Here is a 12,041-nt window from a genome sequence, read left to right on the forward strand (position 1 = left end):
CGGTTCAACCATAATCACACGCCGGCGGGCAAAAAATTTCCGTCGGCGCGCATATCCAAAACCCAATCCGATTAACTTGACTCAAAAAATTTCCGCTTTCTAAATATTGCGGATATAATAGAATGGATCCCTCAGTGGATCAAAAAATATACCCATGAAAGTTGGGAAGAGACCCGTCAAAAGGATCTGACGGGCACCGAAGGGGCAAATTTGCTCCCCCGCAAGGCGCAAATGAAACTCTCAGGTACCAGGGACCCTGCTTTCTACCCCTCTGAAAAGTCGCAAGACACCCACGGGGCAAGCCTCTCCGCAGGCGAATCTCTCAGGTTGATGACAGAGGCAATCCAGTTCCGTTCGCGCAATCGAATACCCGCACCCTAATTTTCTTCAGGAGGAATGTCGTGAATATTCCAGCTAATTTAAAGTATGCCGAAACCGATGAGTGGGTCCTGGTCGAAGGCAATGTCGCTACCATTGGTATTTCCGATCACGCTCAGGATCAACTGTCGGACATCGTCTTCGTCGAAATCGTGGTTTCTGAAGGCGATACCGTGAAGAAAGGGGCTACCTGCGCCACCCTCGAATCTGTGAAAGCCGCTGCGGATGTCAACCTGCCCGTCTCTGGCAAAGTTGTCGCCATCAACGAAGATCTCGCCCAGACTCCCGAAGTGGTCAACAGCGATCCCTACGGGAAAGCCTGGATGGTCAAAGTTGAACTCGCCAACCCTGGCGAACTGACCGGTATGATGGACGCCGCTGCATACGAGAAATACTGCGCGGAACGGAGTCACTAATGTATATTCCCCATACCGATGCGGAACGGGAGGCGATGCTCCGAACCATCGGCGTTAAGAGCCTGGATGAACTTTTCCAGGACGTGCCCGCGGAATTCCGCTTTCCGAAATTAGATCTGCCCCCGGCGCTCACCGAAATGGAAGCCGTGGCGCAGCTTCAGGAACTGGCTGGGGCCAACGAAAACACCCGCGATCTGGTGTGTTTTCTCGGCGCAGGCGCCTACAACCATTTCATCCCCGCCGCTGTCGACAGCTTGCTGCGCCGCGGCGAATTCTTCACCGCCTACACCCCTTACCAGCCCGAAGTTGCCCAGGGAACCTTACAGGCCATCTTTGAATACCAATCCCTGGTCGCCAACCTGACCGGCATGGATGTCAGCAACGCCTCGCATTACGATGGGGCCACCGCCGCAGCCGAAGCCGCCGTCCTGGCCTACCACCATTTCCGCGGGAAGCGCGGCAAAATTGTGCTGTCGCCCTCCCTCAACCCCATGTTCCGTGCCACCGTGCGCACCTACATGGACGGATATGAAGGCCTAGTACTCACCGGCGATGAAGCCAGCGTGGATCCCTTCCTCACACCTGAGGATTTGATCCCCATGGTAGATCAGAACACTTCCATGGTCGCGGTGCAGTATCCCGATTTCTTCGGGCGCGTCTTTGATTACACCGCCCTGGCCAAGGCCGTCCACGAAGCCGGCGCGCTCCTCGTCGTCGCCGTCAATCCCACTGCTCTGGGCATGCTCAAAGCCCCGGGTGAGTTTGGCGCAGACATCGTGGTGGGCGAAGGCCAGCCTCTGGGTATCCCCATGTCCTTTGGCGGCCCCTATCTGGGCCTCTTTGCCACCAAGAACGACTTCATCCGCAAAATTGCCGGCCGTCTGGTCGGCGAAACCGTCGATGCCCAAGGCCGCCGTGGTTACGTCCTCACCCTCACCGCTCGCGAGCAGCACATTCGCCGCGAAAAAGCCACCTCCAACATCTGCACCAACCAGGGCCTCATCGCGCTGGCCTCCGCCGTGTACATGAGCCTGCTGGGCAAGCACGGCCTGCGCAAAGTAGCCGAGCTCTGCTATCACAAAGCTCACTACGCCGCCAGCCGCATTAATCAAATTGAGGGCTACAGCCTGTGCGCCAACGCCCCCTTCTTCCATGAGTTCGTCGTCTGCTGCCCCAAACCCGTGTCCGAAATCAACGCACACTTGCTGGATCACGGCATCCTGGGCGGCTACGATCTGAGCAAGGATTATCCCGAATTGAGCAATCACATGCTCCTGGCCGTCACCGAAATGAACTCGAAGGAAGAAATTGACATGCTGTGTGATGTGCTTGCGGAGGTGAACCATGAGTGACCCCACCATCTTTGAAATGTCCTCCCCAGGCCGCATCGGTGCTCGCTTCCCCGAGCCGGATGTCCCATTGGCGGAACTCCCCCAGGAATTCCTGCGCGAAAACCTGCCCATGCCCGAACTGTCCGAAATTGACGTGATCCGGCATTTCACCAATCTCTCGCGCAAAAACTACGCCATTGACGTCGGCTTCTACCCTCTCGGCTCCTGCACCATGAAGTACAACCCGCGGGTCAACGAGGAAATGGCGCGCCTGCCCGGTTTTGCCCACACCCACCCCCTCCAGCCCATCGAAACCGTCCAGGGCAACCTGGCCATGATGTATGAGCTGCAGGAATGGCTGAAGGAGATCAGCGGCTTCAAAGCCGTCACCCTCCAGCCCGCTGCCGGTGCCCAGGGTGAATTCACCGGCGTGATGATCATCCGCGCCTACCACCGCTCCCGCGGCGACCTGCAGCGCACCAAAATCATCATCCCCGACTCCGCCCACGGAACGAACCCCGCCACCTCCGCCATGAGCGGCTTCGAAGTCGTCCCCGTCCCCACGGATGCCGACGGCAACGTGGATATGGCCGCCCTGCGCGCGGTGTGCGATGAGCACGTGGCTGGTCTGATGCTCACCAACCCCAACACCCTGGGCCTCTTTGACTGCAATGTCAAAGAGGTTGTGGACCTCATCCACAACTGCGGCGGTCTGGTTTACGGCGACGGCGCCAATTTGAACGCCCTGCTGGGCATCGTCCGCCCGGGCGATCTCGGCTTCGACGTCATGCATTACAACCTGCACAAAACCTTCTCCACCCCGCACGGCGGCGGCGGCCCTGGTTCTGGCCCTGTGGGCGTCACGGAAGCCCTGGCCGAGTTCCTCCCCGGCCCCATTGCCGGCATTGTTGAAGAGGGTGACGAAGAAATGGCCCCGCTCTACGGTTGGGTCATGCCGGCCAAATCCATTGGCCGCGTAAAATCCTTCTTCGGCCAATTCGGCATGATGGTTCGCGCCTACACCTACATCAGCATGTACGGCCCTGACGGCATGCGCAGCATTGCCGAACACGCTGTGCTCAACGCCAACTATCTGCTCGCCCGCCTGCGCGATACCTACAAAGTGGCTTACGACCGGGTGTGTATGCATGAATTTGTCCTCGAAGGTCACTTCGCCGACGCCCCAGAGATTCACGCTCTGGACATCGCCAAGCGCCTCATTGATTACAACATCCATCCGCCGACCAATTACTTCCCCCTGATCGTCAAAGAAGCTCTGATGATCGAGCCGACCGAAACCGAGAGCAAGCAGGTGCTCGATCAGTTTGCCGAAGTGATGGTCAAGATTGCGGAAGAAGCCCGCACCTCGCCCGAGCTGCTCAAATCCGCCCCCCACAATACCCCCGTGGGCCGTCTGGATGAAGTCAAGGCCGCCCGCGATCTGGTGTTGTGTTGCTGGGTTCCCGATAAAGCCTGATCCTTCTCAGGTATCACCAATGCAGTCCGCAGCCGCCGCAGGTTTCTCTGCGGCGGCTGTTTTTAGTCTCACCTTACAATTTTGTTAGTTGCAGGGTTTCATCATTCTTACGATAATAAAACTGAATCCATATCCACAGAGAAGGGAGGTGATGGAGATGCTGTTTGCACCGTTCAGCAAAGGCCAGGGGCTGATGGAATATGCTTTGATTCTTGTTTTGGTCGCTGTTATTGTAATTGTAATTCTTGCCCTGCTCGGCCCCGGCATCGGCAAAATGTTCAGCGATGTCGTTCGAAATGTTTGAAAAGGTCAGATCTTTTCACTTCACCTCAAAGCGCCCCTCTTTACCGAGTGGGCGCTTTGTGCATTGTGAACAGCCAACACTGTGCTAAGCCGACTCGTTTCGTACCGCTCAAATCCCTATACTGAAAAAGGACAGGTTGCGCGTGCAGTCTGCGGCCCATTAATAATGCATGGATGCCCTCCCGCTCGCCAGCTTTCTGTGCCGTTCCTCATCAATCACACCCAACCGCGCAATGAAAATCAAAAAGGAGTGAATATCTCATGAAGGTTCTACTCGTCGGCGTAGGTGGTGTCGGTGAAGCCATTGCCGTCATCGCGTCAAAACATGCATGGCTCGAAAAAATGGTTCTGGCAGACTATAACAAGAACCGCTGCCTGGAAGTTCAGCAAAAACTAGGCGACCCCGACCGCTTCCCGGTGGAATGGGTGGACGCCAGCAAGCAAGATCTGATCGAAGAGTTGGCGCGCAAATACGGTGTGGATCTCATCATGAACGCCTGCGATCCCATCTATAACGAGCCGATCTTTGACGCGGCCTATGCAGTCGGCTGCAACTACATGGATATGGCCATGACCCTCTCCTGGCCGCATCCTGAAAACCCCTTTGAAAAACCCGGCGTCAAATTGGGCGATTACCAGTTTGAACGTGCTGAACTGTGGCAAAAAAAAGGCCTCCTGGCCCTCGTCGGCCTGGGGGTCGAGCCGGGCATGGCGGATGTGTTTGCCCGCTACGCCCAGGATTACCTCTTCGATGAAATTGAGGAAATTGGCATTCGCGACGGCGCCAACCTGGAAGTGCGCGGGTACGAATTTGCCCCCAACTTCTCCATCTGGACCACCATCGAGGAATGCTTGAATCCCCCGGTGATTTGGGAAAAAGACAAGGGTTGGTTCACCACTGCGCCCTTCTCGGAACCGGAGGTGTTTGAATTCCCCGAAGGCATCGGGCCGGTGGAATGTGTCAATGTGGAACACGAAGAGGTGCTCCTCGTCCCCCGTTGGGTGAAAACCAAACGCGTCACCTTCAAATACGGTCTAGGCGATCAGTTCATCTCCGTCCTCAAGACCCTCAAAATGCTCGGTCTTGACAATAAAGAGCCGATCAATGTCAAAGGTGTTATGGTGGCTCCTCGCGATGTTGTTGCCGCTTGCCTCCCGGATCCTGCCCACCTCGGCGACCACATGTTCGGCAAAACCTGCGCCGGAACCTGGGTCAAGGGTGTCAAAGACGGCAAACCCCGCCAGGTGTATCTGTATCAAGTCGCCGATAATGAGACCTGCATGCGCGAATTCAAATGCCAGGCCGTGGTAGCCCAAACCGCTTTTAACGCCGTCATTGGCATGGAGCTGCTCGATTCTGGCCTGTGGAAGGGAACCGGCGTCTTGGGCCCCGAAGCTTTTGACCCCATCCCCTTCATGGAACGCATGGCCGGCTACGGTTTCCCCTACGGCATCAAAGAAATGTGATTTGCCGCGTTTGAACAACCTGGTTTGGGGCGGTGGCCGCCTCAAACCAGGTTTTAATGACACTGATCTTCAGTGAAAGGAGAAAAAACGTGTCGGATCTTCACCAATATGAAGCCCAAAAAGCCAAACTTTCGCCGGTTTGGACCCACTCCACACAAATTATCGTTGACCACGGTAAAGGCAGCTGGCTGTACGACATCGACGGAAAAGCCTATCTCGATTTCACCTGCGGCATCGGCGTTACCAACACCGGCCATTGTCACCCCACCGTGGTCGCGGCCATTCAAAAACAGGCCGGGCTTTTGCTGCACGGCCAGGCCAATATTATCTTCCACAAGCCCATGCTGGAGCTGGTCAGCGAGCTGCAAACCATCGTCCCGCCCCACCTGGACGGCTTTTTCTTCAGCAATTCCGGTGCCGAGGCCGTCGAGGGCGCGGTCAAATTAGCTCGCCATGCCACAGGGCGCACCAATGTGATCGTCTTTCAGGGCAGCTTCCACGGCCGTACCGTCGGCACCATGACCCTCACCACCTCCAAAACCATCTACCGCGCCGGCTACCAACCCCTCATGCCGGGCGTTTTTGTGGCCCCCTACCCTTACGCCTACCGCTACGGATGGTCCCCAGAACAAACCAGCGAGTGGTGCTTGCAGGAGCTGAAACTCCTGTTGCTTTCACAAACCGCCCCCCAGGAGACCGCCGCCATCCTCATCGAACCCGTCCTCGGCGAAGGCGGCTATGTGGTTCCCCCCACCAGTTTCATGCAGGAACTGCGCAAACTGTGCAGCGAACACGGCATCATGCTCATTGCCGATGAAATCCAATCCGGCTTTGGGCGTACCGGCCGCTGGTTCGCCCATGAATATTTCAACATCCAGCCCGACATCATCACCATCGCCAAAGGCCTGGGGTCAGGGTTGCCCATCTCCGGCGTCATCTCCACCCAGGAGATCATGAAAAAATGGATCCCCGGCTCGCACGGCGGCACCTTTGGTGGGAATGCCGTGGCCGCCGCGGGTGCAGCCGCCACCATCCGCGCCATGCGCGGCGAGAATATGCTTCAAAATGCCCTAGATCGCGGCGAGCAGCTGGTCACCGGCCTCAAAGCGCTCCAGGCCCAATACCCCAACATCGGCGATATTCGCGGCTTGGGCCTGATGATCGGCACAGAATTCCGCACCGTCGATCACCAACCCGACAAGAACACCGCCAAAGCCGTGGTGCAGGCCTGCCAGGAACGAGGTATGCTCCTCCTCACCTGCTCCACCTGGGACAACACCATCCGTTGGATTCCACCGTTGGTGGTCACGGCCGAAGAAATTGACAAGGGCCTGTCCATCTTCGCGGAGGCTCTGGCGGAAGTGATAAAATAGGCCTCAAGAGGAACATGGCCATGAAAATTTGTCGTGTGAACGTCGAGCAGCAAACCAGCTCCTGCGAAGATGTCCCCGAACCTTGGGTTCGCCTGGGGGGGCGCGGGTTGATTGCCCGCATCCTTTTGGATGAAGTCCCCCCCGCCTGCGAACCGCTGGGACCGAATAATAAGCTCATCTTCACCCCAGGTTTGTTAGTCGGCCACATGCTCTCCAGCTGCGACCGTCTTTCGATCGGCGGCAAAAGCCCGCTGACTGGCGGAGTCAAAGAAAGCAACGCAGGCGGTTCCACCGGCATGGCCCTGGCTCTCTTGGGCTTCCACGCCCTCATTTTTGAAGGCTGGCCCACGGACTCAAGCTGGTGGGTGGTGGTCATTTCTCAGGACGGCGTTCGCTTTGACCCCGCTGAGGATTTGATCGGCCTGGGCGTCTACGCCAGTGCCGCCCGTCTGATCGAGCGGTACGGGGAGAAAGTCGCCCTGTCCCTCATCGGCCCCGGCGGCGAAATGCAGCTGCTGGCGGCCGGCATTCAGAACCTCGACAAAGACCGCGTTCCCTCGCGCATCAACGCCCGCGGTGGGCTGGGTGCCGTCATGGGTTCCAAACACATCAAAGCTGTGGTCTTTGACACCGCCGGAACCAGCAAACCGCCCATTGCCGATCCTGCAGCCTTTAAAGCAGCCCAAAAAACCTTCACCCAGGCCCTCATGGCCCATCCCCAAACAGCCGCCTACCGCGACTACGGCACGGCCGGCATGGCCCGTATGTGCAATAGCCTGGGCGCCCTCCCCACCCGCAATTTCTCCTCCGGCCAGTTTGAATCCGTCGAGACCATCTCCGGCGAGCACATGCGCGAGGCCTTGCAGCAGCGCGGCGGAGCCAGCGAAACCACCCATGCCTGCATGGCTGGCTGCACCATCCGCTGTTCCAATGTGTACGCTGATCCCCAGGGAAAAGAAATCGTCTCCCCCCTGGAATACGAAACCATCGGCCTGATGGGCTCCAACCTCGGCCTCACCGACCTGGATGACGTCGCCCGCCTCAACTGGCAGGCCAACGATCTGGGGTTGGATACCATTGACCTGGGCGCTGCGCTGGGCGTGGCCGCCGATGCGGGCGTACTGGCGTTTGGGGATGCCCAGCGCGCCCTGGAATTGATGGATGAAATCCGCGCCGGAACACCCCTCGGCCGTCTGCTGGGCGGCGGTGCAGCCCTCACCGGCAAAGCCCTGGGTGTGCGCCGCGTGCCCGTGGTCAAAAATCAGGCCATCTCCGCCTATGATCCTCGCGCTATCAAAGGCACCGGCGTCACCTATGCCACCACCCCCCAGGGCGCCGATCACACCTGCGGCCTGACCATTCGTGCCAAAGTGGACCACACCAATCCCGAAGGCCAGGCAGCCCTGTCGCGCACCGCTCAAATTAACATGGCCGGATACGACACCCTCGGTGCCTGCATCTTCGCTGGGTTTGGCTTTGCCGTCGTCCCCGAGACCATCCCCGCACTCATCAACGCCCGCTACGGCTGGGGCGTGCCGCCGGACTTTCTGCAAGTCTTGGGCCGCCAAACCATTGAGCTAGAAAAAGAGTTCAACCGCCGCGCCGGCTTTACCCCCGCGGACGACCGTCTGCCCGAATGGATGACACAGGAACCTCTCACCCCCACTGGAGCCGTTTTTGATGTGCCGGCTGAGGACCTGGATCAGGTGCATAACTGGTAAACCCGTGCAGATCCTCGTTCGTCTGCATACCACCCTTCAAATTCACACGCCTTCCGGTCTCCAGCGTCAGGTCACTGCCGAGGTCCCGGAAGGCGCATGTGTATCAGACCTTGTCACAATGTTGCCCCTTCCCCACATCCCTTTGGATGAGATCATCCTCGTCTGCAATCATAAAGTCTGCCCGCCCGATCATCCTTTGCAGCCAGGCGACATCGTAGATCTCATCCCTGCCCTGTCCGGCGGCTCGCAGCAGCAGACCCCGAACAATATTTGACAATCCTCTAAGAATTGAGTATATATACCTTAGATCAGTTGTTTCCGGCCTTTTTAAAAAGGATGGACACCATGCGCCTGATCGGAACTCGTGTTGTGTTTCATGTCGCGCCGGAATTCGAAGATCTGGAATTCTGGGTGCCGCTGATGCGCCTGCAAGAAGAAGGCGCGGAAACTGTGGTGGCGGGGATGGCCGCGGGTGATGTGTATCAGGGAAAACACGGCCTCACGGTTCGCACTCATGTCGGCTTTGACGATGTTCATCCAGCCGATTTCCGCGGGATGGTGATCCCCGGCGGCTGGGCGCCCGACAAGCTGCGCCGTTTTGAAAGCGTCCGCTCCCTGGTGCGCGAATTTGACCGGCAGCACAAAACCATCGCCATGATCTGTCACGCCGGTCTGGTGGGCATCAGCGCCGGCATTGTCAAAGGGCACTTCGCCACCGGCAGCGAAGGCATCAAAGATGATCTGATCAACGCCGGAGCGGTGTGGCGTGATGAACCCGCTTTTCGCAGCAGTCATCTGGTGTGGGGACGGGTGGTCGCCGATATTCCTGCATTCTGCCGTGAATTGGTCGCCGCCCTGCGCGAACACAATTAAAAGCACCTGCTCAGGGTGTCTGCAACGGAGCTTTCATTGAAGAACGCCCAGGATTTCAAACAATACCAGAGCTTCCCCGGTGTACACGGCAACCCCTTTGACGTAATTCTCCACACGGCCAACCGCATCCAATCCATTCCGGCAGTGGGCTTTGCTGGGATTCTTGGGCTGATCGCCTTCCTGCCGCCTTTCCAGGGTTGGCCGTACCATCTGGCGCTGTTGGGTTTCTTCCTGCTCGATTGGCTCCTCGTCGGTCTGCTGCCCCTCACCCGCCGCTCCTTCGGTCCACCTCAACCTGCCGTATTGGCCCTATCAGTCCTGCGTCGTGTGGTGGGGTTTCTGCCCGTGCAAATTTCTGTGCCGCTGCAAGTGATCGGCGTTTTCCTGGTCATCTACGCTTTTTGGATAGAGCCGCACACCCTCAAAGTCACCCGGCAGTCCCTGGTCTCGGATAAGCTTCCCGCCAGAACCCGCCTCAAAGTTTTGCATCTCGGCGATCTGCACATCGAACGCATCACTCGCCGCGAACGTCTGCTCCTGCAAAAAATCCAGGCGCTCAAGCCGGATGTGATCCTCTTTTCGGGGGACATCCTCAACCTCTCCAATTTGCGCGATCCCGTCTCCTGGCAGGCCGCCCGCGAAGTGCTCTCCGCCTGGCGCGCTCCCGGCGGGGTTTTTCTGGTCAGCGGCAGTCCCGCCGTGGACCTTGAAGACGTGCTGCCGGAACTGCTCAAAGGCCTGCCGCTCACCTGGCTCCAAAACGAAACCGTCGAGCTTTCTGTGCAAGGGTCGCCAGTCTCCCTGATTGGCATCTCCTGCACCCACCGCCCGTTTGCAGACGCTGAAACCCTTCAGACGCTGCTTGCGGCCCGCTCCGCGCAGGAGCCCTTCACCATCCTGCTCTACCACACCCCCGATCTGGCCCCCGAATCCGCCGCCGCTGGGGTAGATTTGCAGCTTTCCGGCCACACCCACGGCGGGCAGGTGCGCCTACCGCTGTGGGGCGCGCTGGTCACTGGTTCACTCTATGGCAAGCGTTTCGAAGCTGGGCGCTACAGCCTCCCGCCCCTGACCCTGTATGTCACCCGCGGTCTCGGTATGGAAGGCCTGGGCGCGCCGCGTGTGCGCTTCCTCTGCCCTCCCGAAATCATCCTTTGGGAGCTGTCTGGCAATTCTCAACTCCCTGGGTCTATCCCAGGAAATCTCAACCTTATGGAGAAAAAATGAAACCCACCCTGCTTGATCGTAATCCCATTTCCATCCAAGTCGTCCAAAAAGCGACCGCCCCCCTCACCATCCGGCTGACCCCCGCCGCCGAAAAGACTGCCCCGGGTTTGCCCGGCAAACAGGTCGGCGAAATTCTCGTCTTTCCCACTGCCGGAGGCCAGGAAGTCCTGGTTTCCCTGGGTGACGCCGCCAAAATCACCGCGGATGTCTACCGCCAGGCAGGCGGCGCCTTGGCCGTCTGGTTCCGCAAGCTAAAAGTCGAGCGCGCTGCCTTCGCTGCTGCCGATCTGACCGAAGCGCAATTCTCGGCCTTTTGCGAAGGGCTCTTCCTGGGCGCATTCACCTTCGACCGCTACAAAAGCGACGCCGAACCCGTGGTGAAAACGGAGGTCGAATGCATCGGCGGTTCTGCCGCGGTGATCGAACATGCCCAGGCGCTCTGCGCGGCCGTGAATCTGGCGCGTGATTGGGCTCATGAACCAGCCAATGTGATCAACCCCGTTACCCTCTCTGGGCGCGTTCAGGAGCTGGCCAAAGAATTCGGCCTGCAGTACCGCGAAGTGGACGAGAAAGCCCTGGAAAGCATGGGTGCTGGTGGCCTGTTCTCGGTGGGCAAAGGCAGCCAGGCCAAACCGCGCCTGATCATCCTGGAGTACCCCGGAAACGGCGCCCCTGCGGGCACCAAACCCGTCGTCCTGGTGGGCAAAGCCATCACCTTCGATACCGGCGGCTATTCGCTCAAGGGCACCGAAAACATTCAGGGGATGAAAGGCGACAAATGCGGTGGGGTCACCGTTGCCGCCACCCTCATGGCCGCCGCCGCCCTCAAGCTCAAGCAGCCCTTGGTGGGTCTCATTCCCGCCGCCGAGAACATGATCTCTGGTGACGCCTACCGCCCGGATGATATCCTGCGTATGTTGTCCGGTAAAACCGTTGAGATCATCTCCACCGATGCCGAAGGCCGCCTGATTCTGGCCGACGCGCTGACCTACGCCCAGAAAGAATTCACCCCCCATGCGGTCATTGATCTGGCCACCCTCACCGGCGGGGTGGTTGTGGCCCTGGGTCGCGTGCGCGCGGGTCTCATGTGCAACCACGACGAGCTGGCCGAGCGTCTGGCCGCTGCGGGTGAGGCCACCCACGAACGTATGTGGCGCCTGCCCCTGGATGATGATTACGCGAAAGCCATCAAATCCGACGACGCCGACATCAAAAACTCCGGCGGCCGCGAAGCCCAACCGGTCATCGGCGGCATCTTCCTCAAGCAGTTCGTCTCCAATGACGTTCCCTGGGCGCATGTAGACATCGCCGGTGTGGCGGACTCCCCCAAAGATGACACCTATCGACCGAAAGGCGCCACCGGTTTTGGCGTGCGTATGTTGGTGAACTACCTCGAATCGCTCTAAAGCGAATATTCAACAATAAAGACACCCCCGGTTTGAAATGGGGGTGTCTTCGTTTAATGTTAGCCCTAG

At 58.6% G+C, this 12,041-nt stretch carries 11 protein-coding genes and 1 riboswitch; all 11 genes read left to right on the forward strand.

Going from position 1 to position 12,041, the window contains the following annotated elements; genetic code table 11:
• Positions 1–153 precede the first annotated feature (153 nt).
• A riboswitch (glycine riboswitch) is annotated at positions 154–267 on the forward strand.
• 134 nt (positions 268–401) lie between these two features.
• The 11 genes from gcvH to ADN01_RS06970 all read left to right on the forward strand — a co-directional run bounded on the left by gcvH (position 402) and on the right by ADN01_RS06970 (position 11,972).
• Positions 402–794, forward strand: coding sequence for a glycine cleavage system protein GcvH (gene gcvH, locus ADN01_RS06920; protein WP_062418563.1), 393 nt, complete (start codon positions 402–404; stop codon positions 792–794).
• The gene (gene gcvPA, locus ADN01_RS06925; protein WP_062418564.1) at positions 794–2,146 is read left to right on the forward strand and encodes an aminomethyl-transferring glycine dehydrogenase subunit GcvPA; all 1,353 of its coding nucleotides are present in this window, start codon (positions 794–796) and stop codon (positions 2,144–2,146) included. The genes gcvH and gcvPA overlap by 1 nt, the downstream gene beginning before the upstream one ends.
• Entirely contained in the window at positions 2,139–3,602 is a 1,464-nt protein-coding gene (gcvPB, locus tag ADN01_RS06930; RefSeq protein ID WP_062418565.1) for an aminomethyl-transferring glycine dehydrogenase subunit GcvPB, read from the forward strand. Before gcvPA ends, gcvPB begins: the two co-directional genes overlap by 8 nt.
• Before the next feature lie 151 nt (positions 3,603–3,753).
• Positions 3,754–3,906, forward strand: a complete 153-nt coding sequence (locus tag ADN01_RS06935; RefSeq protein WP_236690984.1) for a pilus assembly protein — start codon at positions 3,754–3,756, stop codon at positions 3,904–3,906.
• Positions 3,907–4,166: 260 nt separating this feature from the next.
• On the forward strand, positions 4,167–5,372 hold the full coding sequence (locus ADN01_RS06940) for a saccharopine dehydrogenase family protein (protein WP_062418566.1): 1,206 nt from the start codon (positions 4,167–4,169) through the stop codon (positions 5,370–5,372).
• Positions 5,373–5,461: 89 nt separating this feature from the next.
• Positions 5,462–6,745: an aspartate aminotransferase family protein gene (locus tag ADN01_RS06945; RefSeq protein ID WP_201778649.1), complete on the forward strand. Its 1,284-nt coding sequence runs from the start codon at positions 5,462–5,464 to the stop codon at positions 6,743–6,745.
• A gap of 20 nt (positions 6,746–6,765) precedes the next feature.
• Positions 6,766–8,466 (forward strand): aldehyde ferredoxin oxidoreductase family protein, encoded by a 1,701-nt coding sequence (locus ADN01_RS06950; RefSeq protein WP_062418568.1) that lies wholly within the window; start codon positions 6,766–6,768, stop codon positions 8,464–8,466.
• Positions 8,426–8,740, forward strand: a complete 315-nt coding sequence (locus ADN01_RS20195; protein ID WP_082142812.1) for a MoaD/ThiS family protein — start codon at positions 8,426–8,428, stop codon at positions 8,738–8,740. Before ADN01_RS06950 ends, ADN01_RS20195 begins: the two co-directional genes overlap by 41 nt.
• A gap of 71 nt (positions 8,741–8,811) precedes the next feature.
• Positions 8,812–9,339: a type 1 glutamine amidotransferase domain-containing protein gene (locus ADN01_RS06960; protein ID WP_062418569.1), complete on the forward strand. Its 528-nt coding sequence runs from the start codon at positions 8,812–8,814 to the stop codon at positions 9,337–9,339.
• 15 nt (positions 9,340–9,354) lie between these two features.
• The gene (locus ADN01_RS06965) at positions 9,355–10,566 is read left to right on the forward strand and encodes a metallophosphoesterase (RefSeq protein WP_160318394.1); all 1,212 of its coding nucleotides are present in this window, start codon (positions 9,355–9,357) and stop codon (positions 10,564–10,566) included.
• Positions 10,563–11,972: a leucyl aminopeptidase family protein gene (locus ADN01_RS06970; RefSeq protein ID WP_062418571.1), complete on the forward strand. Its 1,410-nt coding sequence runs from the start codon at positions 10,563–10,565 to the stop codon at positions 11,970–11,972. The genes ADN01_RS06965 and ADN01_RS06970 overlap by 4 nt, the downstream gene beginning before the upstream one ends.
• Positions 11,973–12,041: the final 69 nt, after the last annotated feature.

The sequence above is a fragment of the Levilinea saccharolytica genome (assembly GCF_001306035.1).
Lineage (GTDB): Bacteria > Chloroflexota > Anaerolineae > Anaerolineales > Anaerolineaceae > Levilinea > Levilinea saccharolytica.

Coding starts and splice junctions, on each gene's coding strand:
- gcvPB (WP_062418565.1), top strand. CDS start 2,139: ATGAGTGACCCCACCATCTTTGAAATGTCCTCCCCAGGCCGCATCGGT.
- ADN01_RS06970 (WP_062418571.1), top strand. CDS start 10,563: ATGAAACCCACCCTGCTTGATCGTAATCCCATTTCCATCCAAGTCGTC.
- ADN01_RS20195 (WP_082142812.1), top strand. CDS start 8,426: ATGTGCCGGCTGAGGACCTGGATCAGGTGCATAACTGGTAAACCCGTG.
- gcvPA (WP_062418564.1), top strand. CDS start 794: ATGTATATTCCCCATACCGATGCGGAACGGGAGGCGATGCTCCGAACC.
- ADN01_RS06940 (WP_062418566.1), top strand. CDS start 4,167: ATGAAGGTTCTACTCGTCGGCGTAGGTGGTGTCGGTGAAGCCATTGCC.
- ADN01_RS06950 (WP_062418568.1), top strand. CDS start 6,766: ATGAAAATTTGTCGTGTGAACGTCGAGCAGCAAACCAGCTCCTGCGAA.
- ADN01_RS06935 (WP_236690984.1), top strand. CDS start 3,754: ATGGAGATGCTGTTTGCACCGTTCAGCAAAGGCCAGGGGCTGATGGAA.
- ADN01_RS06960 (WP_062418569.1), top strand. CDS start 8,812: ATGCGCCTGATCGGAACTCGTGTTGTGTTTCATGTCGCGCCGGAATTC.